Annotated in this window: 26 protein-coding genes; 13 read left to right on the top strand and 13 right to left on the bottom strand. The window is 71.1% G+C overall.

Annotated features, from left to right (window positions below; all coding sequences use genetic code 11):
• Positions 1 to 36: 36 nt before the first annotated feature.
• Positions 37 to 1,011 carry a LacI family DNA-binding transcriptional regulator gene (locus tag ACWD38_RS02960; RefSeq protein WP_184482047.1) on the bottom strand — a complete coding sequence of 325 codons (975 nt, stop codon included), beginning with the start codon at positions 1,009 to 1,011 and terminating at the stop codon, positions 37 to 39.
• Between ACWD38_RS02960 and ACWD38_RS02955 the strand changes: the two genes are divergently transcribed.
• Positions 977 to 1,330 carry a hypothetical protein gene (locus tag ACWD38_RS02955; RefSeq protein ID WP_184486166.1) on the top strand — a complete coding sequence of 118 codons (354 nt, stop codon included), beginning with the start codon at positions 977 to 979 and terminating at the stop codon, positions 1,328 to 1,330. The genes ACWD38_RS02960 and ACWD38_RS02955 overlap by 35 nt on opposite strands.
• Positions 1,331 to 1,402: 72 nt before the next feature.
• Entirely contained in the window at positions 1,403 to 1,762 is a 360-nt protein-coding gene (locus ACWD38_RS02950) for a DUF3817 domain-containing protein (protein WP_184482049.1), read from the top strand.
• 166 nt (positions 1,763 to 1,928) lie between these two features.
• On the opposite strand, the gene ACWD38_RS02945 is transcribed toward ACWD38_RS02950, so the two are convergent.
• Positions 1,929 to 2,429: a MarR family winged helix-turn-helix transcriptional regulator gene (locus tag ACWD38_RS02945; protein WP_184482052.1), complete on the bottom strand. Its 501-nt coding sequence runs from the start codon at positions 2,427 to 2,429 to the stop codon at positions 1,929 to 1,931.
• Between the two features lie 132 nt (positions 2,430 to 2,561).
• Here ACWD38_RS02945 and ACWD38_RS02940 point away from each other — a divergent pair, with 132 nt between their 5' ends.
• Positions 2,562 to 2,867 carry an MTH1187 family thiamine-binding protein gene (locus tag ACWD38_RS02940; protein ID WP_184482054.1) on the top strand — a complete coding sequence of 102 codons (306 nt, stop codon included), beginning with the start codon at positions 2,562 to 2,564 and terminating at the stop codon, positions 2,865 to 2,867.
• 63 nt (positions 2,868 to 2,930) lie between these two features.
• Here the strand turns inward: ACWD38_RS02940 and ACWD38_RS02935 are convergent, their stop codons facing one another.
• Positions 2,931 to 3,191 (bottom strand): hypothetical protein, encoded by a 261-nt coding sequence (locus tag ACWD38_RS02935; RefSeq protein WP_343071559.1) that lies wholly within the window; start codon positions 3,189 to 3,191, stop codon positions 2,931 to 2,933.
• Positions 3,192 to 3,529: 338 nt separating this feature from the next.
• Between ACWD38_RS02935 and trxA the strand changes: the two genes are divergently transcribed.
• From trxA to ACWD38_RS02920, 3 genes are all read left to right on the top strand, one after another.
• On the top strand, positions 3,530 to 4,459 hold the full coding sequence (trxA, locus tag ACWD38_RS02930; protein WP_450123220.1) for a thioredoxin: 930 nt from the start codon (positions 3,530 to 3,532) through the stop codon (positions 4,457 to 4,459).
• A 348-nt stretch (positions 4,460 to 4,807) separates the two neighbouring features.
• Positions 4,808 to 4,990: a hypothetical protein gene (locus tag ACWD38_RS02925; protein ID WP_184482056.1), complete on the top strand. Its 183-nt coding sequence runs from the start codon at positions 4,808 to 4,810 to the stop codon at positions 4,988 to 4,990.
• A gap of 110 nt (positions 4,991 to 5,100) precedes the next feature.
• Positions 5,101 to 6,423, top strand: a complete 1,323-nt coding sequence (locus ACWD38_RS02920; RefSeq protein ID WP_450123219.1) for a DNA polymerase IV — start codon at positions 5,101 to 5,103, stop codon at positions 6,421 to 6,423.
• A gap of 3 nt (positions 6,424 to 6,426) precedes the next feature.
• Here the strand turns inward: ACWD38_RS02920 and ACWD38_RS02915 are convergent, their stop codons facing one another.
• The 3 genes from ACWD38_RS02915 to ACWD38_RS02905 all read right to left on the bottom strand — a co-directional run bounded on the left by ACWD38_RS02915 (position 6,427) and on the right by ACWD38_RS02905 (position 9,713).
• Positions 6,427 to 7,212 carry a hypothetical protein gene (locus ACWD38_RS02915; protein WP_184482060.1) on the bottom strand — a complete coding sequence of 262 codons (786 nt, stop codon included), beginning with the start codon at positions 7,210 to 7,212 and terminating at the stop codon, positions 6,427 to 6,429.
• A 118-nt stretch (positions 7,213 to 7,330) separates the two neighbouring features.
• Positions 7,331 to 8,518, bottom strand: a complete 1,188-nt coding sequence (locus ACWD38_RS02910) for an acetyl-CoA C-acyltransferase (RefSeq protein ID WP_184482062.1) — start codon at positions 8,516 to 8,518, stop codon at positions 7,331 to 7,333.
• A gap of 256 nt (positions 8,519 to 8,774) precedes the next feature.
• Entirely contained in the window at positions 8,775 to 9,713 is a 939-nt protein-coding gene (locus ACWD38_RS02905; protein WP_450123218.1) for a hypothetical protein, read from the bottom strand.
• Positions 9,714 to 9,938: 225 nt separating this feature from the next.
• Between ACWD38_RS02905 and mce the strand changes: the two genes are divergently transcribed.
• On the top strand, positions 9,939 to 10,379 hold the full coding sequence (mce, locus tag ACWD38_RS02900) for a methylmalonyl-CoA epimerase (protein ID WP_184482065.1): 441 nt from the start codon (positions 9,939 to 9,941) through the stop codon (positions 10,377 to 10,379).
• Positions 10,380 to 10,387: 8 nt separating this feature from the next.
• Here the strand turns inward: mce and ACWD38_RS02895 are convergent, their stop codons facing one another.
• Entirely contained in the window at positions 10,388 to 11,092 is a 705-nt protein-coding gene (locus ACWD38_RS02895) for a TetR/AcrR family transcriptional regulator (protein ID WP_184482067.1), read from the bottom strand.
• Positions 11,093 to 11,188: 96 nt separating this feature from the next.
• On the bottom strand, positions 11,189 to 11,581 hold the full coding sequence (locus ACWD38_RS02890) for an SPW repeat domain-containing protein (RefSeq protein WP_246457072.1): 393 nt from the start codon (positions 11,579 to 11,581) through the stop codon (positions 11,189 to 11,191).
• 181 nt (positions 11,582 to 11,762) lie between these two features.
• Between ACWD38_RS02890 and ACWD38_RS02885 the strand changes: the two genes are divergently transcribed.
• Positions 11,763 to 13,334 (top strand): M protein, encoded by a 1,572-nt coding sequence (locus tag ACWD38_RS02885; protein WP_450123217.1) that lies wholly within the window; start codon positions 11,763 to 11,765, stop codon positions 13,332 to 13,334.
• A gap of 310 nt (positions 13,335 to 13,644) precedes the next feature.
• Here ACWD38_RS02885 and prmC read toward each other — a convergent pair whose 3' ends face one another.
• The 3 genes from prmC to rpmE all read right to left on the bottom strand — a co-directional run bounded on the left by prmC (position 13,645) and on the right by rpmE (position 16,056).
• Positions 13,645 to 14,520 (bottom strand): peptide chain release factor N(5)-glutamine methyltransferase, encoded by an 876-nt coding sequence (gene prmC, locus ACWD38_RS02880; protein ID WP_184482069.1) that lies wholly within the window; start codon positions 14,518 to 14,520, stop codon positions 13,645 to 13,647.
• A 100-nt stretch (positions 14,521 to 14,620) separates the two neighbouring features.
• Positions 14,621 to 15,694, bottom strand: coding sequence for a peptide chain release factor 1 (prfA, locus tag ACWD38_RS02875; protein ID WP_184482071.1), 1,074 nt, complete (start codon positions 15,692 to 15,694; stop codon positions 14,621 to 14,623).
• A gap of 134 nt (positions 15,695 to 15,828) precedes the next feature.
• Positions 15,829 to 16,056 (bottom strand): 50S ribosomal protein L31, encoded by a 228-nt coding sequence (gene rpmE / locus ACWD38_RS02870; RefSeq protein ID WP_184482073.1) that lies wholly within the window; start codon positions 16,054 to 16,056, stop codon positions 15,829 to 15,831.
• Positions 16,057 to 16,292: 236 nt separating this feature from the next.
• Between rpmE and ACWD38_RS02865 the strand changes: the two genes are divergently transcribed.
• The gene (locus tag ACWD38_RS02865; protein WP_184482075.1) at positions 16,293 to 16,679 is read left to right on the top strand and encodes a hypothetical protein; all 387 of its coding nucleotides are present in this window, start codon (positions 16,293 to 16,295) and stop codon (positions 16,677 to 16,679) included.
• Between the two features lie 106 nt (positions 16,680 to 16,785).
• Here ACWD38_RS02865 and ACWD38_RS02860 read toward each other — a convergent pair whose 3' ends face one another.
• Both ACWD38_RS02860 and ACWD38_RS02855 read right to left on the bottom strand, forming a co-directional pair.
• On the bottom strand, positions 16,786 to 17,466 hold the full coding sequence (locus ACWD38_RS02860) for a DUF305 domain-containing protein (protein WP_450123216.1): 681 nt from the start codon (positions 17,464 to 17,466) through the stop codon (positions 16,786 to 16,788).
• Positions 17,463 to 18,263, bottom strand: coding sequence for a DUF3105 domain-containing protein (locus tag ACWD38_RS02855; protein WP_184482079.1), 801 nt, complete (start codon positions 18,261 to 18,263; stop codon positions 17,463 to 17,465). The genes ACWD38_RS02860 and ACWD38_RS02855 overlap by 4 nt, the downstream gene beginning before the upstream one ends.
• Positions 18,264 to 18,472: 209 nt before the next feature.
• Between ACWD38_RS02855 and argS the strand changes: the two genes are divergently transcribed.
• From argS to thrC, 4 genes are all read left to right on the top strand, one after another.
• Positions 18,473 to 20,134 carry an arginine--tRNA ligase gene (gene argS, locus ACWD38_RS02850; RefSeq protein ID WP_450123215.1) on the top strand — a complete coding sequence of 554 codons (1,662 nt, stop codon included), beginning with the start codon at positions 18,473 to 18,475 and terminating at the stop codon, positions 20,132 to 20,134.
• A gap of 93 nt (positions 20,135 to 20,227) precedes the next feature.
• Positions 20,228 to 21,646, top strand: coding sequence for a diaminopimelate decarboxylase (lysA, locus tag ACWD38_RS02845; RefSeq protein WP_450123214.1), 1,419 nt, complete (start codon positions 20,228 to 20,230; stop codon positions 21,644 to 21,646).
• Positions 21,647 to 22,951 carry a homoserine dehydrogenase gene (locus ACWD38_RS02840; RefSeq protein ID WP_184482085.1) on the top strand — a complete coding sequence of 435 codons (1,305 nt, stop codon included), beginning with the start codon at positions 21,647 to 21,649 and terminating at the stop codon, positions 22,949 to 22,951.
• Entirely contained in the window at positions 22,948 to 24,039 is a 1,092-nt protein-coding gene (gene thrC, locus ACWD38_RS02835) for a threonine synthase (RefSeq protein ID WP_184482087.1), read from the top strand. Before ACWD38_RS02840 ends, thrC begins: the two co-directional genes overlap by 4 nt.
• The last annotated feature ends 2 nt before the right edge of the window (positions 24,040 to 24,041 follow it).

Genomic DNA, 24,041 nt, shown 5'->3' with positions numbered 1-24,041 from the left:
GCGGGCGCACGTCGGTCCGGCACCGCGCGCGGGGGTTCACGCGGGCACCTCCCCCGATCCCCGCGGCAACAACCGGGTGGGCAGCACCAGTCGTCGCGGCGCAGTGGTGTCCCCGGCGAGCCGCGCGTACACGGTCCGCGCCGCCGACGCGCCCAGTTCCCGGACGTCGTAGGTGATGACCGTGATCGGCGGGTCCAGCAGGTCGGCCAGTTCGAAGTCGTCGAAACCCACCAGCGCGGGCCGCCCGGGACGCCCCGCGAGAGCGCGGACGGCGTGGACGGTGATCCGGTTGTTGCCGGTGACCAGGGCCGTCGCGGCGCACAACGGCCCCGCCAGCACCTCGGCCACCGAATCCGCGGTGTGCGGGCCCATCCGCACCAGCGCCGCGTCGAACGCGACACCGGCCTGCGCGCAGCCCTCCCGGAAGCCGCGCAGCCGCTCGGCGGCGGTGTTGATGCCCGGCGAGTCGCCGAGGAACGCGATGCGCCGGTGGCCGTGCCCGGCGAGGTGGCGGACGGCCAGGGCCGTACCGCCCACGTTGTCCACCAGCACGGTGTCGGCTTCGACGCCGCCCGCCGGCCGGTCCACGAACACGACCGGCGTGCCGGTGATGATCTCCCGCGCGAGGTAGCCGTGCCGGTCCCCGGCCGGCACGACCAGCAGCCCGTCGACCCGCCGGGACAGGAATTCGGTGACCAGTTCCCGTTCCCTGGCAGGGTCTTCGCCCGACGAGCCGGTCAGCACCTGGCAGCCCTGAGCGCGGGCGACTTCCTCCACCGCGCGCGTCAGCATCGAGTAGAACGGGTTCGCGACGTCCTCCAGGACGAGCCCGACGATCCCGGTTTCGGCGCCGCGCCGGAGGTTGCGCGCATCGAGGTTGCGGCGGAATCCGAGTTGGTCGATCGCGGTGAGCACGCGGCCCGCGGTGCCCGGATGCACCCCGGTCTCACCGTTGACGACCCGGGAGACCGTTTTGATGCTCACCCCGGCAAGACGGGCCACATCGTTCATGGTGGCTCGCCGAACATTCCCGGAATCCGACAACGTTGTCATGATCTGGCGGATTTCACCGCTCTGGACCAGCGGTGTCAATGCTCGACCGGATTCCTGCGTGCCGACGGCCGCAGAAATGCGGCCGAACGGCGCAACCGAACACCTGGAATCGTTCGCGAGCGACCGTGTTCGACGGTTTTTCGATCTTGATCCAGAACTGCGCGGCGAACCGGGAAGACAAGGTTGTCACGAATTGATTTCGGACCGTTCGATTCCGCTCCGGAACCATTCCGGCCACGCGCGCACCAGGCCCGCGGCGTCACCGGTGGCGGTGTGACCACGAGCACCCGGCACACTCGGAGGAATCAGGTGCCGGTGAGCGGCACCGCGTCCGAAAGGCGGTCTGAGGGTGTTCCGTACCTACGCGGGATGGTTCCGCCTCGTCGCGGTCGCCGAAGCGTGCTCCTGGGCGGCGCTGCTGATCGCGATGGTCTTCAAGTACGGCTTCGGGCTACCCGAAGGCGTCACCGTCGCAGGCTGGATCCACGGCCTCGTGTTCACCGCCTACGTCGTGACCTGCCTCGTGGTGTTCAGCCCGCTGCGCTGGTCGTTCGGCGTGCTCGTGCTCGCACTGGTGTCCTCGGTGCCGCCGCTGGCCTCCGTCGGCTTCGAACGCTGGGCGACCGGCCGCGGCCTGCTCACCTGGCAGCACTCCGCGGACCCCACGTTCTGGGGCCGGGTCCGCTACGTCCTGCGCACCCTGAACTGACGCCCGCTCCCCCGCGAGGAAGGGAACCTTCCTGTCACCGGTGACAGGAAGGTTCCCTTCCTCGCACCAGGGCGCGCGCGTGCGGCGGCTGAGCGGGTGGTCGAACGCGCCTCGACCCGATGGGGAGGCGTGCGGGGAGAGATCCCCGAGTGGAGCCGGGTTCGGCTCAGAAATCGCCCGCCGCGTGGCGGACCTTGCCGAGCAGTTCGGTGAGCTGCTGCGTCTGCCGCTCGGTCACGCCGCCCAGCCCGAACTCGATCTCGTTGACCGACTCGGTGGCGCGCTTCATCAGATCCCGTCCTTCATCGGTGATCTCGACGAGCGTGGTGCGCCGATCCGTCGGGTGCGGCACCCGGCGCACCAGCTCGTCGTGCTCGAGCCGGTCGACGATGTTGGTGACGCTGGTGGGGTGCAGCTGGAGCCGATCACCCATGACGCGCATCGGCAGGCTTCCGCGGCTGGAGAAGGTCAGCAGGACGAGCGCCTCGTAGCGGGCGAAGGTGAGGTTGTGCGGGCGCAGCGCCGTGTCGACCGCGGACTGCAGGATCTGCTGGACCCGCATGACGCTGGTCACCGCGGCCATCGTCGTCGATGGCCCGATCCGCTCCGACCACAGTTCGGCCGCACGTGCGATGGGGTCGAATGGCAGCGGGCTACGGGCGCTCATGATGCCGACGCTAGCAGCGGGCACCGAACGGACGAATGACCATTCGGCATCACGACCTGCCGACGAGCACGATGCCGATGGGATCCAGCATGATCGCAGTCTTTCCCGAGCAGCTCGCAGGAGGAAGATCGAATGTTGGTTGCGTTCAGCGTGGCACCGTCCGGCTCCGGTGATGGCGACAGCGTCAGCGCGGCCGTCGCGGAAGCGGTGCGGATCGTGCGCGAATCAGGCCTGCCGCACGAGACGACGTCGATGTTCACGACCGTCGAAGGCGACTGGGACGAGGTCATGGACGTGGTGAAGCGCGCGACGGAAGCGGTGTCCGCGCACTCGCCCCGCACCAGCCTGGTGCTCAAGGCCGACATCCGCCCCGGCCACACCGGGCAGTTGCACGAGAAGGTCCGACGGGTCGAAGAGCACCTGTCGACGGACCGGTGAGAGACGCGGCCGGCCGGAGGTCCCGAGGGACGTCTCCGGCCGGCCGTCGTCGTACGCGATCGATCAGCCCTTGACGGAGGGGTGGTCGATGACCGGCGCGTTGGTGCAGTCGTTGGTCTGCGGCGACAGGACCGGCACGACGACGCCGATGACGGCACCGACGTTGTTGCCGCACGCCTGGACCGGCACCGCGCTGATGTTGTTGTCGTCGACCAGGTTGACGCCTTCGTTGCCCGCCGTGTCGGCGAAGGCGGTCGAGCCGAGGGACACCATGCCGAGGGCGGCGATACCGGCGGCGCCGGCAACGCGGGTAGCAATACGCACTTTCTGAACCTCTCCTAGAACTTCGGGCAGGGGGCTCGATCCCGGATCTTTCCCGGGGCTCCCCGTCTGGCCGGCCCGAGAGCACGCTCTCGAGCAGACACAGTGGCTCCTTCGGCGATCACCCCGGCGAAACATGAGGGGTTCGCACGTAATGTCAAGCGATCGAGTGATCATCGACACTCGATCAGGTAGACGTCAGCGGCTCAGCCAGCGCACCGTGACCAGTCCTGCGCCGGTTCTCGTCGCCCTCCGGAGAACCCCTGCCCACGCACGGTGCGCATCGCGCGCCGTGTCAGGATGGAGAGGTGACGAGGCCCGATCCACGCCAGAACGCAGCCATGTCCGCCGCGATGGCGGGCGCAGTCGACCTGTCCGCGCTGAAGAACAAGGCGGACAACGCTTCCCGGCCACCCGCCGCCAACGGCCACGCCGACGACGCGGCGGCCACCGGCACGCCGGCGGTCATCGACGTCACCGAAGCGACCTTCCAGGCCGAAGTGGTGGACCGCTCCATGCAGGTCCCCGTCGTCGTCGACCTGTGGGCCGAGTGGTGCGGCCCCTGCAAGCAGCTCTCCCCCGTGCTGGAGCGGCTCGCGCAGGAGAGCGGCGGCACCTGGGTGCTCGCGAAGGTCGACGTGGACGCCAACCCGCGGATCGCCCAGCTCTTCCAGGTGCAGTCCATCCCGACCGTGATCGCGATCGCGGGCGGGCAGCCCGTCGAGGCCTTCGCCGGGGCGCAGCCCGAGCCGCAGATCCGCCAGTGGATCACCGCGCTGCTCGACGCCCTGCGCGAACAGCTCCCCGGCATCCAGGCCGCCGAGCAGGCCGCGGGTGCGGCGGAGGTCGAAGAAGAACCCGAAGACCCCCGGTTCACCGCCGCGGAAGAGGCCCTGGACAACGGCGATTTCGCCGCCGCCGAAACCGCCTACCGGCAGATCCTCGAAGCCGAACCGAACAACGAGCAGGCACAGGCCGCCCTCGCCCAAGTCCGGTTCAGCGCTCGCGCCGAGAACGCCGATCCGGCCGCGATCGAGCGCGCCGACGCCGCACCCGACGACCTCGACGCGCAGCTCGCCGCCTCCGACGCCGAACTCGCCACCCAGCAGGTGGAGGCCGCGTTCGACCGGCTCGTGCGCACCGTCAAGCGCACCTCCGGCGACGATCGCAACCGCGTGCGCCAGCACCTGATCGACATGTTCGAGCTGTTCCCCGACGGGGACCCGCGGGTCACCAATGCCCGCAGGGCACTGGCCAGCGCCCTGTTCTGATTCGTACCGCCGCCCGGCCGTCACCGTTGTCCGGTGGCGGCCGGGTTTTTTGCGTCACCCGGCGCTGCGCTGACCCCGCCGCGCGCCCGCCGGCTCGCCGCTGATCGAGCCGCCCTGCCCGCTCCCGCCCGGCCGCGCGCCCGAGGGTTCTGCAAGCGAGCTCCCCTCCCCCATGCGCCCGACCGAGCCGACGAGCCGTCCCCGCAGCCCGACGCCACCGCATCCTCACGACACCGTCGATGACAGAAAGGTTCCCTTCCTCGCACCCGTGACAGAAAGGTTCCCTTGCTCGCGCGGTTGGTCCGGTGGTTCGGGTGATGACGGGGATGGGCGGCCTACGCTGGGGACATGGCTTCCTACGGTGAACTGTTCCCGGGGCGCAAGCTTCGGCACGAGGGCGATCAGGGCACACCTGGGCGTGAGCACGATCCGGGCGGTCCGCTCGACCTCGATCGCGGCGTGGTGTTCCTCGCGCCCCCGGCCGAGCAGGAACCGGCCGAACCGGCCGAGCACGAGACCGACGAGGACTGAGCCGCACCTCCCCGGGCGGCCGTGCTCACCTCGCACCGCCGCGGACCGGCGGAGCGCCGTCTCCCCCGGGGCCTGTGGTGGATGTCAGGGGTATCTCGTTGAATGTGCGCATGCGGAGATGGGTGCTGCACATGGACATGGACGCGTTCTTCGCGTCCGTCGAGCAGCTCACCCGCCCCACCGTCTCCGACCGAGCCGTCCTGGTGGGCGGCTTGGGTCCGCGCGGCACCGTCGCCGGCGCCAGCTACCAGGCCCGCGCTTACGGCGCCCGCTCGGCGATGCCGATGGCCGAGGCCCGCCGCCGCTGCCCGGTGGCGGTGGTGCTGCCTCCCCGCGGTGGCGTCTACCAGGCGGTCAGCCGCAGGGTCTTCGAGATCGTCCGCGAGATCTCCGACGTGGTCGGTCAGGTCTCGATCGACGAGGCCTTCCTGGAACCGGTCGAGCTGATCGGCGGCTCGACCGACGACGTGGAGCGGTTCGCGGCGCGGCTGCGGGAACGGGTCCGCACCGAGGTCGGGGTACCGGCGTCGGTGGGAGCGGGGTCCGGGAAGCAGATCGCGAAGATCGCCTCCGGGCTCGCGAAGCCGGACGGCGCGCTCGTGGTCCCGCCCGATCAGGAGCTTGAGCTGCTCACGGGGCTGCCGGTGCGCAAGTTGTGGGGCGTCGGGCCCGTCACCGAGTCGAAGCTGCACCGCATCGGCGTCTACAGCATCGGGGAGCTCGCGGCCTTGCATCCCGGCGACGTCACGTCGCTGCTCGGGCAGGCGCACGGCGCGGAGCTGCACCGGTTGGCGCACGGCATCGACGACCACCCCGTCGCGGAACGCGCCGAGGCCAAGCAGGTCAGCGCGGAGACCACGTTCGACGTGGACATCACCGAGCCGGTGCGGCTGTCCACCGAAGTGGGCGGCATGGCCGAGCACGCGCACCGCAGGCTCGTCTCGTCCGGCCGGGCCGCACGCACCGTGACGGTGAAGGTCCGCGACGCGGACTTCACGACGATCAGCCGCGCGGAGACCTTCGCCACGGCCACCTCGGACCTGGGGTCGCTCGGCGCGGCGGCCCGGCGGCTGATCTCGGTCGCGGTGCCGCCGGGAACGCCGATCCGGCTGGTCGGGGTCTCCTACTCGGGGCTCGCGACCTCCGAGCAGGAGGCGTTGTTCGACAGTCCCGCGCACGAATCCGAGTCCGAGCCCGTTCCGGACGGCGAGTCGACACCGGAACCGGCTCCGCGGCTCGGGCACCGACCGTGGCGCGCCGGGGACGACGTGTTCCACCCGGAGAACGGGCACGGCTGGGTGCAGGGCGCCGGGCTCGGCCGGGTCACGGTGCGCTTCGAGACCGCGGCGACCGGCCGTGGTCGTGCGCGCACCTTCCAGGACGACGATCCGGCGCTCGAACCCGCGGAGCCGCTGAACAGCCTCGGCTGGTGACGATCAGAGCTTGGTGGAGTCCGGCATGCTCACCGGCGGCAGGTGCCTGCGGTAGTGACCGACCCACTTGCGCGGGGCGACGGTCTGCACGGCGCGTTCCACCGCTCGCGGCAGCCGCGTGAACGGCGGCAGGTGGAAGCGGTAGCGCACCGACGACGTACCTGGCAGCGATGGCTGCTCCTCGACCCGCCAGCGGTCCAGCTCCGGGTGGCGACCGCCGAAACCGGGGTCGGCCGGGTAGAACTCCAGCGCGACGCGGCGCTCCGGGTGGACCGGCCGCTTCTGCTCGATCCACGGCAGGCTGCCGATGCCGATGGCGGAGATCTCGTTCCAGGACACCCCGTACACCTCGCCGAGGGTGCGCGCGTAGAAGCCGCTGCGGTCCAGCAGGAAACCGCGGCTGTTGAGCATTCCCCGCGAGGACAGCACGAATCCGAGGAAGATGATGCCGAGCACCAGCTGCCAGATCCACACGCCGGCGCTGCTGCCGTTGTTGGCCAGCGTCGCGGCGCACAGCACGGTGCCGAAGCCGCTGAGCCCGCCGCCGATCAGCAGCATCCGGAAGCTGCCCGCGGACACGTCCACGTCCTGCGCTTCCGGACCGAGCCCGATCGGTGCCGCCGGCTCCGCCGGCCGGTCGTGCTTGTCGTAGACCCGGGTGCCGGGCCCGCCGCGTTCCGCCCCGAACCGCGCGGTGGCGTCGCTCTTACCGGTGACGCGGCCGGGCACCGTGGCCCATTCCCGTTCCGACCGATCCGCACGTTGCCATCCACCTGGAAGCCACTTCATACCCACCAGGGTAGCGGCGGGCACGCACAGTGATCACGGTCGGTCGTGGAAAACCAGGGCGGCATCAGGGTGATTTCCGGGTACCCCGACGCCGCCCCGATTCACCGGGTTGTGCAGGTCAGCTCTGCGGCACGCGCAGGATCAGCGCGTCGCCCTGACCGCCGCCGCCGCAGAGCGCGGCCACGCCGGTGCCGCCGCCGCGACGCCGCAGCTCCAGGGCCAGGTGCAGCGCGAGCCGCGCACCGGACATGCCGAGCGGGTGGCCGAGCGCGATGGCTCCGCCGTTGACGTTGACGATCTCGTCGGAGAGCCCCAGTGCCCTGCTGGACACGATGCCGACCGCGGCGAACGCTTCGTTGATCTCCACGAGGTCGAGTTCGGCGGCGTCCACCTGCTCCTTCGCGCAGGCCGCCTTGATCGCGTTCGACGGCTGCTCGTGCAGGCTCGCGTCCGGTCCGGACACCACGCCGTGCGCGCCGATCTCGGCCAGCCAGGTCAGGCCGAGCTCCTCGGCCTTCGCCTTGCTCATCACCACGACCGCGGCGGCACCGTCGGAGATCTGCGATGCGGAGCCCGGCGTGATCGTGCCGTCGGGGGCGAACGCCGGGCGCAGCTTGCCGAGGCCTTCGGCCGTCGTGTCCGGCCGGACGCCCTCGTCGGTGTCGACGGTGATCGGGTCGCCCTTGCGCTGGGGCACCGTCACCGGGGCGATCTCCTCGGCGAACACGCCGCGCGCCGCCGCGGCACCGGCGCGCTGGTGCGACCGGGCGGCGAACTCGTCCTGCTCCTGCCTGGTCAGCCCGTGCCTGCCGTTGTGCTTCTCCGTCGAAGCGCCCATCGCGATCTCGTCGAAAGCACAGGTCAAGCCGTCGAGGGCCATGTGGTCGACCAGCTGCGCGTCGCCGAACTTGACGCCCTCGCGGGAGCTCGCCAGCAGGTGCGGAGCCTGCGTCATCGACTCCTGGCCGCCCGCGACGACCACGTCGAACTCCCCGGCGCGGATGAGCTGGTCGGCGAGCGCGATCGCGTCGAGGCCGGACAGGCACACCTTGTTGATCGTCAACGCCGGGACGTCCATCGGGATGCCCGCGTTGACGGCCGCCTGCCGGGCGGGGATCTGCCCCGCTCCGGCGGTCAGCACCTGGCCCATGATCGTGTACTGCACCTGCTCGGGGGCGACTCCGCCTCGCTCCAGCGCGGCCTTGATGGCCACGCCGCCGAGCTGCGCGCCCGAGAAGTCCTTCAACGAGCCCAGCAGGCGCCCCATCGGAGTGCGTGCCCCCGAAACGATCACAGAAGTGCTCACAGTCGCCTCCCGGCCATCCTCATCGACTACCGCTGCGCGCCGTCCGAGCGGCGCCGCGCACCGCCTTCATGATGCGCCCACCCGGCTCGACCGGACCACACCCATCGTGGCACGCAGTGCCATCTGCGCACCTTCGCACAAGTCCGCCCTCGGCCGGAAGGGAACGTTCCCGACACCACCCCACGCCGCCCCCGGACCGCGAGCAAGGGAACCTTCCTGTCACCGGTGACAGGAAGGTTCCCTTGCTCGCAGCGGTTCAGCAGTCGCCGCGGGTGGCCGTGGTGTCGCAGAGGCCGGAGTCGGCTGCCCAGTGCAGCGCGGTGCGCGCGTCGACGCCAAGCTCCCGGGACGCGGACACGTCGGTTCCCGCGCCGGAGTCGGCATCGAGCCAGTAGCGGACCTCGTAGTCGGTGCCGCCGCTGGTGTAGGTGAAGACGTAGAACGGGTCGGGCACCGGCGCGGGCCCGAAGTCCGGCGATGTCCAGGCGTCCTCGCCTTCGACGGCGTCGGGGTCGACGTAGAGGCAGTCGTAGGAAGCGCCCTCGTAGGTGCACTGGCGCGGTTGCGCGCCGCCGTACCGGGACACGGTGGAATCCTTGGTGACCCCTTCTTCGGTGAGCCGCTGGTAGACGTCCTCGCAGGCTCCTTCGTCGCAGGCGTGCCAGGCCTTCCACGCCGTGGCGCGCGCGGACGAGCTGGACGCACCGGAGCCCACCGAGTCGCAGTACTTCCCCACCAGGTACGGCGCGACCTTCGACGCGGCGGCGGCCGAGTCGATGGCGGTGGCCGCCGTCTCGTCCGCGCCGAGACCGGCGGAGTCGAGCTGCCAGATCCCGATCCCGGGGTTGAAGAACAGCCCGTCGCCGCGCTGCTCGGGGTCGGCCAGCGCGGTCTGGTCGTCGTAGCGGGACAGGGTCATGGGCGACGGCGCTTCGCCGGATCCTGCGACTTCGGGCCAGGTCGTCGCCAAGGTCAGGTAGGTGGCGGCGTCCGCGCTCACCGAGCAGTCGGCGCTTCCCGCGGCGTCCGCCGCAGCGGTTCGCACGGATTCGTAGGATTCGGCCCCGAACTTCAGCAGGGTCGCGGCGACGCGGGCTCGTTCGTGCTTGAGCCGGATCTCATCGGGGTCGGGGCCACCGCCACCGGAGACGATCCCGCCGCCGCCGGCCGCAACGGCGAACGAGGGCGCGCCCACGGTGATGATCGCGGCGACCGCCGCGATCAGGAGCGGCCGAGGTCTCAGCCGGTTTGGTTTCTTCGCAACCATCACTCGCCTTTCGACGTGAACCGGCAACATGTTCACGCCGATCACTGCAACCCCGACTCCGCTGATCAGCCCAATCCCAGCAGCGCACAACCCCTTTTTCTTGCCACATTTCGCACACTTCCACCGGGTTCACGGCGCGTTAGGCTGCCCGCCATGCACAGCGAACTGAGCGGACTGGTCACCGCCATCGATCACGTCGGCATCGCGGTGGCCGACCTCGACGCCGCGATCGAGTTCCAGCGCTCGACCTTCGGCCTCGAAGTCACCCACAGCGAGATCAACGAGGAACAAGGGGTCCACGAGGCGATGCTGCGGGCACCGGGCGACGCCGCGGGGGCCACCCAGATCCAGTTGCTCGCTCCGCTGCGGCCGGATTCCGCCATCGCGAAGTTCCTCGAACGCAACAACCCCGGCCTGCAGCAACTCGCGTTCCGGGTGACCGACGTCGAGGCCGCCAGCGCGGCACTGCGTGCCAAAGGACTGCGGTTGCTCTACGACTCCCCGCGTCGCGGCACCGCCGACAGCCGCATCAACTTCGTGCATCCGAAGGACGCGGGCGGCGTGCTCGTGGAGCTCGTCGAACCCGCGGCCTGAACGGCCCGTCAGCCGAGATCGGCGCCTCCGGCGGTGCGCACCCGAGCGCCGCGCGGGACGTGCGGTTGCAGCGCGCGGGCGATGAAGTCGATCTCGCGGTCGGCCGCGGCGTCGCGGTCGACCCGCCCGGTCACCGCGTGCCGGTGGTCGACCGCCCTGGCCAGCAGGACCGCGGCCGTGTCCAGCTCGCCGTCGTCGGCCCGCTCCGGCAGGGCGCGCACCACGACCTGGCGGACCTGCTCCACCGCGCCCCGGAACCGCTCCCGCAACGCCCGCCGCACCGCGCTGTGCGTATCGGCCTCCCGCCACAGCAGGTGGTTGAGCGCCGGCGCGGACGCGCACTCGCGGTCCAGCTCGTCGACCAGCCTGCCGAGGCTGCCCGCCAAGTCCCCGGCGATCACGACCCGGTCGGCGTCGACCTGCTCGGCGGGCAACCGCTCCACGAGCGCGACCAGCAGGTCGGGTTTCCGGCGGAAGTAGTAGTGGATCAGCCCCTTGGGCACCTGAGCCCGCTCCGCGATCCGCGAGGTGGGGGTCGCGGCGAATCCCGACTCGGCGAACAACTCCCCCGCCGCCGAGAGGATCCGATCCCGCGCCGAAGCCGGACTCCCGCCGAGCGGCCCCGCCCCGGTGCCACCGGGCAGCCGAGCGCCGTGGCCCGCGCCGGTGTCCCCGGCTGAGGGGGTCGTTCGCCTACTCGATGTTCCTTCCATCGGCACGCCTCTCCTCGGGCGAACAGCGCCGCGCCGACTTTCCGACGCCGAATGCGAGGAAGGGAACCTTCCTGTCACGGACCCGGGCGGCCCGGCCTAGTGCTGCCCGGCGGCCATGCCCCTGCCGTGCGCCACGTTCGCCTCGGGCAGCGCGGCGGCACCGACGACGACGGCCAGCACCCCCACCACCCAGGACGTCCACGCCGCCCCGGTCAGCGCCGTGTAGCCGAGCACCCAAGGGGCGAGGAACAGCAGCACGCCCAGCAGCATGTGGGCGTACTCACTGGTCATCGACCCGGGCATGGCGAGCGACCACACCGCGGCGAGCACCAGCAGCGCACCGAGGACGACCATCGCCGAGATCGCGCCGCCGCTGGTCCGCGTCCACATCGTCGCGAGGATCACGTACACCCCGAGCACCAGCGCGGCCCAGTCCTGCCACCGGGTCCACGGCTTGATCTTCGACGGTTCGTTCGCCATGGTGGCCATGTCGATCACCTCCAGCGCTGCCGACGACTTCACCGTTCGCCCTGGCCGGCCGGCCGGTCAAGGGACTTTCGCCCCGATACGGGGCGCCGCGCCACCGACCAGGTGGTCCACGTCGGCGAATTCTCCCGTCATCCCGCCCACACCTCCCACAACGCTGTTGCCTTCCAGGTAGCGTTGCACCATGGGCCTCGCCGACGACCGTGATCTTCTCCCGCTGGGATCGGGCTTCGACCTCGTTCGCAAGAACGGATACGACCGCGCCCAGGTCGACGAGCATCTCGAACGGGTCGACGCAGATCTGCGCATCATCACCTCCGACCGCGACGCGGCCGTTTCGCAGGCACGCGACCTGTCGAAGCAGCTCGAATCGTCCCGCTCGGAGATCGAGAACCTGCGCGGGCAGGTGGAACGGCTGTCGAAGCCGCCGACGACGCTGGAAGGGCTCAGCGAGCGGTTGCAGCGGATGCTGCGGCTGGCGCAGGACGAGGCCAACGACATCCGCTCGCGCGCGGAGAAGGACGCCGCCGAGACGCGCTCCCGCTCCGAAGCGGAGGCCGGCGCGCTGCGGACCCGCTACGAGAAGCTCATCGCCGAGGTCGACACCCGCCGCTCCGAAATGGAGCAGGAGCACCGTTCGGTGCTCGACAAGGCCAAGGCCGAGGCCGAGCGGATCACCAGCGAGGCCGAGGAGAACCGCAAGCGCGCCGATGACGAGTCCGAGGCCCGCCGCGTGCAGGTCGAAGAGGACTTCGAGATCGCGATGGCCGCGCGGCGGACCGAGTCGATGAAGACCCTCACCGAGCAGGAGACCACCAGCAAGGCCGACGCCCAGCGCCGCGTCCGCGAAGCCACCGAGGAAGCCAACCGCAGGCTGCGGGAGGGCACCAACGAGGCGCACCGGCGGGTCCGCGAAGCCACCGACGAGGCCACCAGGCTCACCACCGAGTCCACCCAGGCCGCCGAGAAGCTGGAGCGGGAGAGCACCGAAGCCGCGCAGCGCCTCGAACGGGAGAGCACGGAGGCCGCGCAGCGCCGCGAGCAGGAGAGCACCGCGGCGGCCCAGCAGCGGGAGAAGGACAGCGTCGAAGCCGCGCAGAAGCGCGAGCGCGAAAGCACCCAGGAAGCCGAGCGGCTGGTCAGCGAGGCCACCGAGCGTTCCGAGCGGATGATCCGGGAGACGACGGACGAGGCGACCCGGCTCGTCGAGGAAGGCACCCGGGAAAGCGAGCGCCTCGTCCGGGAGGCTCGCCTCGACGCGGAGAAGCGGCTGGGCGCCACCACCGAGGAGTGCCAGCGCAGGCTCACCAAGGCCGATCAGCAGGTGCATTCGCTGACCGAGCTGCGCGACACCGTCGCCGGCAAGCTGCGGGACGCCGCCGAGCTGCTCGGGCAGACGACTCCGCTGCTGTCCCGGCTCGCGCAGGAGGACGACGAGGAAGCCGCGCTGCGGGAAGCCGCCGCCGAGGCGCGCGAGCAGGCGCGCAAGTCCGCCGAGACCGCGGTCGCCGAGGAGCGGCCGCCGCAGCCTCGGGAGCAGCGCGCGGAGTCGCCCGCCGCGGGTGACGGTCCGACGGAGAAGATCCAGCGCAAGAACCTGCCCGGCAACGCCCCCGCGCAGCAGCAAAACCCGCACGATCCGCCGACCCGGCGGATCCAGCTGCCCATCCCCGGCACCGAGCAGCAGCGTCCCGGCAACCAAGGCGGAGCTCCCCAGGCCGAACCGGCCGAGCAGGGTTCCCGCCCGCGTCGCTGACCCGGAGCGCGACCACACCCTGCGCGGACCCGTTCCGCCACCGCACGCATCGACACGGATCCCATCCGGTCAGGGGCACAGCCCCTGACCGGATTTTTCGTGCGCCCGCACACCTCGCCATCCCCCGCACCGCTCCGCGGCCTGATGCGAGGAAGGGAACCTTTCTGTCACATGTGGCAGAAAGGTTCCCTTCCTCGCAGCCATCACGGCGTGCGGGGAGAGGGAGGCGTCGACGGGGCCCGGCCGCATTCGGGCAGCCGGTGGTGGGAGTGCAGGTCCTCGCGACCTGGACCGGAGGGGTGACCGGGAGTCAGAGCTCGGGGGCGGCTCGGTGGGCGGTGGCGAACCGGGGGCGCCCCGCCAGATCGGCGTGGTCCTCGACGTCGGCGAGCACGCGCCGCGCCTTGAGCAGCGCGGGCACGGAGCCGCCGTGGGTGTCGTCGTGCTCGATGGCCAGGCCGCCGCCCGGCCGGAGCAGTCGAGCCGCGCACCCGACGACCTGCCGGACCACGTCGAGCCCGTCGCGCCCGCCGAAGACCGCGCCGTGCGGGTCGTGATCGCGCACCTCGGGCGGAACCGGTGTTCCCTCCGGCACGTACGGCGGATTGCACAGCACCAGGTCGACGAGGCCCTCCAGTTCCATCAGCAGCGTCTGGTCGAACACGTCGCCCGCGTAGAGCCGCACCGGGGTGTCCCCGGCCGCCGCCTGCTGGTCGATGTTGTGCCGAGCCCAGGCCAGCGCCTGCGAGTCGACTTCCACGGCGTGCACCTGCGCGTCGGGGCGGGCGTGGGCCGTGGCCAGCGCGAGCGCCCCCGTTCCCGTGCACAGGTCGACCACGACGGGGCGGTCGACGCCTTCGAGCGTCGCGAGCCCCCACGCCAGCAGCAGTTCGGTCTCCGGTCGGGGGACGAACACACCGGGTCCGACGCTGAGCGTCACGTTGCCGAGGTGCGCGGTTCCCACCAGGTGCTGCAGGGGAATCCGGTCCGCGCGTCGCCGGACCAGCGCCTGCAGCGCCTCCACCACCGGCGGGTCGACCAGCGGCACCATCATCAATTTCGTCCGCTCCACGCCGAGCAGGTGCGCGGCCAGCAGTTCGGCGTCGGTGCGGGGGCTCGCCACGCCTGCCGCGGACAACACGCGTTCCGCTTCGAGGATGGCCAGGCGCAGTGGCTGTCGAGTCACGGGGCAAGCTTAGAGCGCGTGATCCGCCGCCTCGTTCAGGCGACACCCCGCACGGTTGGGAACCTTCCTGTCACGACGGACACACCGGTCGGCTCGGACTTCACGAGCTGGAGGCGAGCCGCTCTTCCCGATCAGCGGCGACCAGCGCACCGAGCACTCCGTCGAGTTCGCCGTCGAGCACGTGGTCCAGGTTGTAGGCCTTGTAGTTCACCCGGTGATCGGAGATGCGGTTCTCCGCGAAGTTGTAGGTGCGGACGCGTTCGGACCGGTCCACGGTGCGCACCTGGCTGCGCCGCGTCTCGGCCGCCTCCTTCTGCGCTTCCTCTTCGGCGAGCGCCTGCAACCGGGCGCGCAGCACCTGGATGGCGCGCAGCTTGTTCTGCAACTGCGACTTCTCGTTCTGGCAGGACACGACGGTGCCCGTGGGCAGGTGCGTGATGCGCACGGCGGAGTCGGTGGTGTTGACGCTCTGCCCGCCGGGACCTGAGGACCGGTACACGTCGATGCGGAGGTCTTTCTCGTCGACTTCGACTTCGACCTCTTCGGTCTCCGGGTACACCAGCACCCCGGCCGCCGAGGTGTGCACCCGGCCTTGGGACTCGGTCACCGGCACCCGCTGCACGCGGTGCACGCCGCCTTCGAACTTCAGCTTCGCCCACACGCCGTCGGGTCCGGTGTCGCCGGCCTTGGTCTTCACGGCGACCGTCACGTCCTTGTAGCCGCCCAGGTCGGATTCGGTGGCGTCGAGCACGTCGGCCCGCCAGCCCTGCCGCTCCGCGTAGCGCAGGTACATCCGCAGCAGATCGCCCGCGAACAGCGCCGATTCCTCGCCGCCCTCACCGGATTTGACCTCGAGCACGACATCGGAGGAGTCGTGCGGGTCCCGCGGCAGCAGCAGTTCGGTGAGCTTCGTCTCCAGCGCGGGCAGCGCCTCGGCGAGCGAGTCGGCTTCGGCAGCGAACCCGTCGTCCTCGGCGGCCAGCTCTCGGGCCGTGGCCAGGTCGGAGCGGGTCTGCTCCCATTCGGCGGCCGCTTTGGCCAGCGGGGTCAGTTCCGCGTAGCGGCGTCCGAGCTTGCGCGCGGTGGCCTGGTCGGCGTGCACGTCCGGTTCGGCCAGTCGCCGCTCCAGTTCCGCGTGCTCGGCGAGCAACTCTTCGAGCTTCGACGTTTCCACGGGAACCCTCTTCACTCCTGGACCGGCAACGGGACCGGCTGAACGCCAACGGTGCGGGCCGACCCCGGCCGGGGTTCGACGCGAAAACGGCGCCCGCCCCGCGCAGTGCGCGAGAGCGGGCGCCGTCGGCTCAGCTACTTCTTGGCGCCGTCCTTCTGACGACGGCCGTAGCGGGCCTCGAAACGAGCCACCCGGCCACCGGTGTCCAGAATCTTCTGCTTGCCCGTGTAGAACGGGTGGCAGTTCGAGCAGACCTCGACCGTGATGCTGCCGGCCTTGGTGGTGCTCCGGGTGGTGAAGCTGTTCCCGCAGCCGCAGTTCACCTGGGTGGTGACGTACTCGGGGTGAATGTCCGCCTTCAAAGCGTGTCCTCCTGTTCGGGGCCGCCGGGTCCTCGTCGACCGTCATCGCGAGGTGAACCGGAGCCGACTCGACCTGTCATTCTGCCAGACCGAATGGGTTGACCTGGAACGCAGGCGGGCCGAACGTTATTCCTCGTGGCGGCGCCGCACGACCGCCCGGCGCGACAGGACGACCGTCCGCCGAGTGGCCGCCGTCGACCAGTGCGAGCGGAGCAGCGCACGATCATCCTTTACCCGTGCTGCTCTGCCCTGTCCTGCGCAACCTCACCGTCCGGTTGTGGATCGCGCTGCCGCCGTTGTTCCTCGGTGCCGCCACCGGGGTCGCGGCATTGCTGGCCTGGCCGTTCGACGACGGCGCGCCGGGCTTCGAACTGTCGGTCCCGGTGCTGCTCGGGTTCGCCGCGGGCCTCGCGCTGCTCACCGGCGGCCGGGTGCGCTGGTCGAACGGGTGGCAGCGCTTCGGCCTCCGCTTCGGATACCCGGTGACGATGTTCGGGGGCGCGCTCACCATCGACCGGATCCAGGTACCGCTGGTGCCGATGCTCGCGCTTGGCGGTACGGCGCTCGCACTGCTGGCGATCTTCCTCATGCGCAACGCCACGACCGATCCGCACTGCGGCTGACGGATGCGAGCAAGGGAACCTTTTTGTCACGGGTGACAGGAAGGTTCCCTTGCTCGCGGCACCGCGCGCGGAGTCCACGTGCATCGTGCGGGGGGGCGGGCCGGGATCAGTCCGCGGGCAGCGGCGGGACGCGGCGGTCGGCCAGCATGCCGCGCATGAGTTCGCTCTCGCTGTTCTGCGAACCGAGCATGTTCGCGGCGAGCCCGCGCACCGGTGCGAGCCCGGCGTGCTCGGCGCCGTAGCGGGCCATCGGCGCCCCGCCTTCGTGGTGGCGCAGCATGAGCTGCAAGAAGTACGTGTCGAACGCGGGCCCGTTGAGCGAGCGCAGCCGATCCAGCTCGGCGGTGTCGGCCATGCCGGGCATGGTGGCTCCGCCGGCCATGGGGTGGTGATCCGCGCCGTGCTGGTGCCCGCCGCCCTGCATCCACTGCATCGGCGCCCCGGTGGCGCTCACCGGCTCGCCCCACAGGTTCAGCCAGCCCTGCATGCGCCCGATCTGGTCGCGCTGGTTCGTCTCGATGTCGAACGCCAGCTGGCGCACCGCCACGTCCGCCCCGTGCTCGCGGGCGAGCGTGGCCATGGTGACGGCCTGCTGGTGGTGCGTGGACATGTCCTGCGCGAACCCGATGTCGACGCCGCTGGCCGCGGGCTCGGAGTCCTTCGCCGGGGTGGCCAGCAGCAGGCCGAGCGCGCCGCCGAGCAGCAGCAGCGCCACGGCGGCGCCGACGGCGACGGCGATGCGCGCGGGCAGCGGCGAACCCGCCGCCGCCCGGTCGTCACCGCTCACTGTCCGCCCATCTCGCCGGGCGCGGACTGGGTGCCTTCTCCGCTCATGGGGATGGCGTCCGCGGGCGGCGGCGTCGGGTCGAACGGCGGCGGGTTCTGGGTGTCGAACGCACCGGGGTAGGCCTGGCAGGAGCCGCCGACCTCGGGGTAGACGTTGTTCGGGTTCTGCTTGAGCGCCGCGATGAACTGGTCGATGCGCGGGTCGTCGGGGCTGTCGAGCTTGACCTGGTGGCCCCAGGACTGCACCGAGATCGGGCTGTCGAGCTCGGGGTACGGCGACATCATCGTGTAGGGCTTGTTCTCGACCCGCTGGCTGAGCTTCGCCCTGCCCGCCTCGTCGACCTTCGCCGGGTCGTAGGCGATCCACACGGCGCCGTGCTCCAGGGAGTGCACCATGTTCTCGGTCCGCACCGCCTGCGGGTAGACGACACCGGTGCAGTCGGCCCAGATGCCGTCGTGCGGGCCGCCGAAGGGCGGGGTCTTGTCGTAGGCGACGCGCTGGGTGCTGGTGACGTGCTGCTGGCCCGCGTAGTCGGCGGTCTCGACGCCCGGGATGTTCTTCGACGGGTCCGGGTTCTGCGGGGTGGGCTTGAACGGCGCCGCGGCAGCCTCGGCCTTCGCCTGCGCCTCCCGCGACTCGGCCTGGTCGGCGTAGCGCACGTAGGCGTACCCGAACACGACGACGGCGACGAGGAGGACGACCCCGACCCCGGACAACGTCATCCACGGGATCGAGCGCTGCTGCACCACGGAACCGCGTGCTTTGCGCATCGCTTTGTTCTTCTTACCGCTCGCCATGCTGTTCGGACCTCGTCTCGCCATCGGTCGCCAGGTGACCCGGCTCGCCAGTCTAGAGATCCCGCGGCCACCGGTGGGCGTACGTCGAACACGTCGTGCGTCACGCTCTCACATCCGGGTCACCGTGCGATTACCCGCAGTGCAGCGCACTCGACTGCTGCTCGCACCCGTTCGCTGAACAGCGACGACACATCCTTAGACTTTGTCGGGTGACTCCTGCCGCGCTCGCTGATCTCGTCCGCAACACCGCCGTCGACGTGCTGTCCGCACGCAAACTGGATGTGTCCGTGCTGCCTGAGACGGTCACCGTGGAGCGCCCCCGCAACCCGGAGCACGGCGACTACGCGACGAACGTGGCCATGCAGGTCGCGAAGAAGGCGGGCGTGCCGCCGCGCGATCTGGCGACGTGGCTGGCCGAGGCGCTGACCGGGCAGGACGGCATCACCGAGGTGACGGTCGCCGGTCCGGGGTTCCTCAACCTCCGGCTCGCCACCGACGCGCAGGCGGGCATCGTGCGCGACGTGGTGTCCGCGGGCGCTGAGTTCGGTCGTGGTGACCGATACCAGGGGCTCCGGGTGAACCTGGAGTTCGTGTCGGCGAACCCCACCGGCCCGATCCACCTGGGCGGCACCCGCTGGGCCGCGGTCGGCGACGCGCTGGGCCGCGCGCTGTCCGCGCAGGGCGCCGAGGTGGTCCGCGAGTACTACTTCAACGACGCGGGCGCGCAGATCGACCGCTTCGTGCTCTCGCTGCTCGCCGCGGCGAAGGGCGAGCCCGCGCCGGAGGACGGCTACGGCGGCGACTACATCGCCGACATCGCCCGGCAGGTGCTGGAAGCCGAGCCGGGTGCGCTGGAGCAGCCGGAGGCCGAGCGGCACGAGACGTTCCGCCGGGTCGGCGTGGGCCTGATGTTCGACGAGATCAAGCGCAGCCTGCACGAGTTCGGCACCGACTTCGACGTGTTCTTCCACGAGGACTCGCTGCACTCGTCCGGTGCCGTGAGCGAGTCGGTGGAGCAGCTCAAGGCCTCCGGGCACCTGTACTTCGCCGACGGCGCCTGGTGGCTGCGCTCCACCGAGTTCGGCGACGACAAGGACCGCGTCGTGATCAAGAGCGACGGCGCCACGGCCTACATCGCCGGTGACGTCGCCTACTTGCGGGACAAGCGGGGCCGCGGCTTCGACCTGTGCCTGTACATGCTGGGCGCCGACCACCACGGCTACGTGAGCAGGCTCAAGGCCGCCGCCGCCGCGTTCGACGACGACCCGGACGCCGTCGAGGTGCTCATCGGGCAGATGGTGAACCTGGTGCGCGAGGGCAAACCGGTCCGGATGAGCAAGCGCGCCGGCACCGTGGTGACCTTGGAGGACCTGGTCGAGGCGGTCGGCGTGGACGCCGCCCGCTACTCGCTGACCCGGTCCTCGGTGGACTCCGCGGTGGACATCGACCTGGACCTGATCAGCAAGCGCAGCAACGAGAACCCGGTCTTCTACGTGCAGTACGCGCACGCTCGGCTGGCGTCGTTGCAGCGCAACGCCGAGTCCCTGGGCATCGACCGGGGACCGGTCGAGGAAGCGGACCTGTCGCTGCTCGCCCACGAACGCGAGGGCGACCTGATCCGCACCCTGGGCGAGTACCCGCGAGTGGTGCTCTCGGCCGCCGAATTGCGGGAACCGCACCGCATCGCGCGGTACCTGGAGGAAGTGGCCAGCGCCTACCACAAGTTCTACGACGCGTGCCGCGTGTTGCAGCCGGGCGACGACCAGGCGAATCCGCTGACGGTCGCGCGGCTGCAGTTGTGCGAGGCGACCCGCCAGGTGCTGGCCAACGGCCTGGGCCTGCTCGGGGTCACCGCGCCCGACCAGATGTGATCCACAACGTCCACGCCCGGCTTCGGGCGGCTGCGCCGGGGGGCCGGGTACGGCTCCCCCGGTTCGGCACGATTTCGCAGAGGAGCCGCGATCATGCGCGCCCACCCCGCCGGACCTCGGCACGCCGAGGTCCTGTTGCCGGGCAGCACCGCCGGGCCGGTCCCGGCTGACGAGGCCGAGCTCGATGAGTTGCACGCGGCGGTGTGGCCACGTGGCGCGCACCGCGACGCCGACGGTGCGGTCAGCTTCGCCGGAACCGACGTGCGCGAGCTCGCCCGCGAGTACGGCACCCCGCTGTTCGTCCTGGACGAAGCCGACTTCCGCGCCCGGTGCGCGGAGTACGCGACGGCGTTCGGCGACCCGACCTCGGTGCACTACGCGTCGAAGGCGTTCCTGTGCACCGAAGTGGCCCGCTGGGTCGCCGAGGAGGGCCTGAGCCTCGACGTGTGCAGCGGCGGTGAGCTGCGCGTCGCGCTGCGCGCCGAGTTCCCGCCGGAGCGCATCACGTTCCACGGCAACAACAAGTCCGTCGACGAGCTGGCCACCGCGGTCGACGCCGGTGTCGGTTCGATCGTGCTGGACTCGTTCCACGAGATCGCTCGCCTCGACCACCTCGCCCGCGAACGCGGCGTGACGCAGCCGGTGATGATCCGGGTGACCGTAGGGGTCGAGGCCCACACGCACGAGTTCATCGCGACCGCGCACGAGGACCAGAAGTTCGGCTTCTCGCTGGCGTCCGGGCAGGCCGCCGAAGCCGCCCGCCGCGTGATCAAGGCGGAGGCGCTCGACCTGGTGGGCCTGCACAGCCACATCGGGTCGCAGATCTTCGACGACGACGGTTTCGGGCTGTCCGCGCACCGCGTGGTGGCGCTGCTGGCCGACCTGCGCGCCGAGCACGGCGCGGCGGCGCTGGAGAAGCTGACGACGGTCGACCTCGGCGGCGGTCTCGGCATCGCCTACACCGCGGACGACGATCCGCTGCCGGTCGACGAGCTGGCCACCCGGCTGCACGACGTGGTCCGCAAGGAATGCGACCTCGCCGGTTTCGAACCGCCGAAGGTCGCCGTCGAACCGGGTCGCGCCATCGCCGGTCCGGGCACGGTGACCGTCTACGAAGTGGGCACGATCAAGGACGTCGAGCTCGACGGCGGTGTGTCGCGGCGCTACGTCAGCGTCGACGGCGGCATGAGCGACAACATCCGCACCTCGCTCTACGACGCGGTGTACGACTGCAGGCTCGTCTCCCGATCCGCTGAAGCGGACCCGGTGCTGTCCCGCATCGTGGGCAAGCATTGTGAGTCCGGTGACGTTGTGGTGCGAGACTGCTGGTTGCCGGAGGACATTGCTCCGGGCGACCTGCTGGCCGTCGCCGCGACCGGTGCCTACTGCTATGTCATGGCGAGCAACTACAACCGTCTGCCCAAACCGCCGGTGGTAGCCGTGCGGGACGGGCGGACGCGACTGCTGCTGCGCAGGGAGACCGAGGACGACCTGCTCCGGCTGGAGGTGTGAGTGATCGAGGACCGTGAGCCGATCCGCGTCGCGCTGCTGGGCTGCGGCACGGTCGGCACCGAGGTACTGCGCCTGCTTCAGGGCCGCCCCGAGGAGTTCGCGGCGCGGACCGGGGCTCCCGTGCAGGTCACCGGGGTCGCCGTGCGGCGCCCCCACAAGCATCCGAACGTTCCCGAGCACCTGCTCACCACGGACGCCGCGGCGCTGGTCGACGGCGACGTGGACGTGGTCGTGGAGCTCATCGGCGGCATCGAGCCCGCCCGGTCGCTGCTGCTGCGCGCGCTGCGCGGCGGCAAGTCCGTGGTGACGGGCAACAAAGCGCTGCTGGCCGAGCACGGCTCCGAGCTGTACTCGGCGGCCGACGAGGCCGGAGTGGACATCTACTTCGAGGCCGCCGTCGCCGGTGCCATCCCGTTGCTGCGCCCGCTGCGCGAATCGCTCGCCGGGGACCGCATCAACCGGGTGATGGGCATCGTCAACGGCACGACGAACTACATCCTCTCCGCGATGGACTCGACCGGCGCCGGCTACTCGGAGACGCTCGACGAGGCCGGTCGGCTCGGTTACGCGGAAGCGGACCCGACCGCCGACGTGGACGGGTTCGACGCGGCGGCGAAGGCCACCATCCTGGCCGCGCTCGCGTTCCACACCCGGGTCGCGGCCACCGACGTCTACCGCGAGGGTATTTCGGCGGTGCGCCCCGGCGACATCGCGGCGGCGAAGTCGCTGGACCGCACGGTGAAGCTGCTCGCGATCTGCGAGCGCGTCGTCGCCGAGGACGGCACCGAGTCGGTCTCGGCGCGGGTGCACCCCGCGATGATCCCCCGCGACCACCCGCTGGCCAGCGTGGGCGGCGCGTTCAACGCGGTGTTCGTGGAGGCCGAAGCCGCCGGGAGCCTGATGTTCTACGGCCAGGGCGCGGGCGGCGCGCCGAGCGCGAGCGCCGTGCTGGGCGACCTGGTGGCGGTCGCGCGGAACCTGGTCGTGGCGGGCAAGGGCCCCCGCGAGTCCGCGCACGCGAAGCTGCCGGTGCAACCGATGGGGGCCACCCCGACCCGCTACCACATCAGCCTCGATGTGGACGACAAACCGGGCGTGCTCTCCCAAGTGGCGGCCACGTTCAACGACAACGATGTGAGCATTTCGGTGGTGCGCCAGGCGGGCCGCGGCGAAGAGGCCAGCCTGGTCGTGGTCACCCACACCGCGACGGACGCCGCGCTCAAGTCCACCGTGGACAAGATCGCGCAGCTGGCGTCGGTGCGGGAGGTCGTCAGCGTGATGCGCGTGGAAGGTGAATCGTCGTGACTTCGAACATCCAGAGCGCGCCCACCGGGGCGAGGGCGGGCTGGCCCGGCCTCATCGAGGCGTACCGGGACCGCGTGGAGATCCCCGAGGGCGCCCGCGTGGTGACCCTGCAGGAGGGCAACACGCCGCTGGTCGCCGCGCACCACCTCTCCGAGCTCACCGGGTGCGAGGTGTACCTGAAGGTCGAGGGCGCGAACCCGACCGGCTCGTTCAAGGACCGCGGCATGACGGTGGCCATGACGCACGCGCTCGCCGCGGGCAGCAAGGCCGTCATCTGCGCCTCCACCGGCAACACCTCCGCCTCCGCGGCGGCCTACGCCTCGCGCGCCGGGCTCACCTCGGCCGTGCTGGTGCCGCAGGGCAAGATCGCGATGGGCAAGCTGGCGCAGGCCGTCGCGCACGGCGCGAAGATCCTGCAGGTGCAGGGCAATTTCGACGACTGCCTGGAGCTGGCCCGCAAGACCTCCGCCGAACACCCGGTGACCTTGGTCAACTCGGTGAACCCGGTGCGGCTGGAAGGCCAGAAGACCGCGGCCTTCGAGATCTGCGACGTGCTCGGCTCCGCGCCGGACGTGCACTGCCTGCCGGTGGGCAACGCGGGCAACATCACCGCCTACTGGAAGGGCTACGCGGAGTACTCCGCGGACGACGTCATCGCGGCCACTCCGCGCATGTTCGGCTTCCAGGCGGCCGGTGCCGCGCCGCTCGTGCACGGCGCGCCCGTGACGAACCCGGAGACGATCGCCACCGCGATCCGGGTCGGCAGCCCCGCGTCCTGGCAGCACGCGGAGGCCGCGAAGAGCGCCTCGAACGGGTTGTTCTCCGCGGTCACCGACGAGGAGATCCTGCACGCCTACCGGCTGCTTTCGTCCCGGGAGGGCGTGTTCGTCGAACCCGCCTCCGCCTCCAGCGTGGCCGGTCTGCTGGCCACCGCCGAGGACGGGCGGCTGCCGCGCGGGTCGAAGGTCGTCTGCACGGTGACCGGGCACGGGCTCAAGGACCCCGACACGGCCCTGTCCGGCATGGTCGAGGTCGAGCCGCTGCCGGTGGACCCGCGTGCCGTGGCCACCGCGCTGGAACTGGTGTGAGC

The organism is Saccharopolyspora sp. NPDC002578 (assembly GCF_053592695.1).
This window is presented reverse-complemented; position numbering and strand designations above follow the sequence as displayed.

Coding starts and splice junctions, on each gene's coding strand:
- ACWD38_RS02955 (WP_184486166.1), top strand. CDS start 977: ATGCTCACCCCGGCAAGACGGGCCACATCGTTCATGGTGGCTCGCCGA.
- ACWD38_RS02960 (WP_184482047.1), bottom strand. CDS start 1,011: ATGAACGATGTGGCCCGTCTTGCCGGGGTGAGCATCAAAACGGTCTCC.
- ACWD38_RS02945 (WP_184482052.1), bottom strand. CDS start 2,429: ATGAGCGCCCGTAGCCCGCTGCCATTCGACCCCATCGCACGTGCGGCC.
- ACWD38_RS02940 (WP_184482054.1), top strand. CDS start 2,562: ATGTTGGTTGCGTTCAGCGTGGCACCGTCCGGCTCCGGTGATGGCGAC.
- trxA (WP_450123220.1), top strand. CDS start 3,530: ATGTCCGCCGCGATGGCGGGCGCAGTCGACCTGTCCGCGCTGAAGAAC.
- ACWD38_RS02925 (WP_184482056.1), top strand. CDS start 4,808: ATGGCTTCCTACGGTGAACTGTTCCCGGGGCGCAAGCTTCGGCACGAG.
- ACWD38_RS02920 (WP_450123219.1), top strand. CDS start 5,101: ATGCGGAGATGGGTGCTGCACATGGACATGGACGCGTTCTTCGCGTCC.
- ACWD38_RS02915 (WP_184482060.1), bottom strand. CDS start 7,212: ATGAAGTGGCTTCCAGGTGGATGGCAACGTGCGGATCGGTCGGAACGG.
- mce (WP_184482065.1), top strand. CDS start 9,939: ATGCACAGCGAACTGAGCGGACTGGTCACCGCCATCGATCACGTCGGC.
- ACWD38_RS02895 (WP_184482067.1), bottom strand. CDS start 11,092: ATGGAAGGAACATCGAGTAGGCGAACGACCCCCTCAGCCGGGGACACC.
- ACWD38_RS02890 (WP_246457072.1), bottom strand. CDS start 11,581: ATGGCCACCATGGCGAACGAACCGTCGAAGATCAAGCCGTGGACCCGG.
- ACWD38_RS02885 (WP_450123217.1), top strand. CDS start 11,763: ATGGGCCTCGCCGACGACCGTGATCTTCTCCCGCTGGGATCGGGCTTC.
- ACWD38_RS02855 (WP_184482079.1), bottom strand. CDS start 18,263: ATGGCGAGCGGTAAGAAGAACAAAGCGATGCGCAAAGCACGCGGTTCC.
- lysA (WP_450123214.1), top strand. CDS start 20,228: ATGCGCGCCCACCCCGCCGGACCTCGGCACGCCGAGGTCCTGTTGCCG.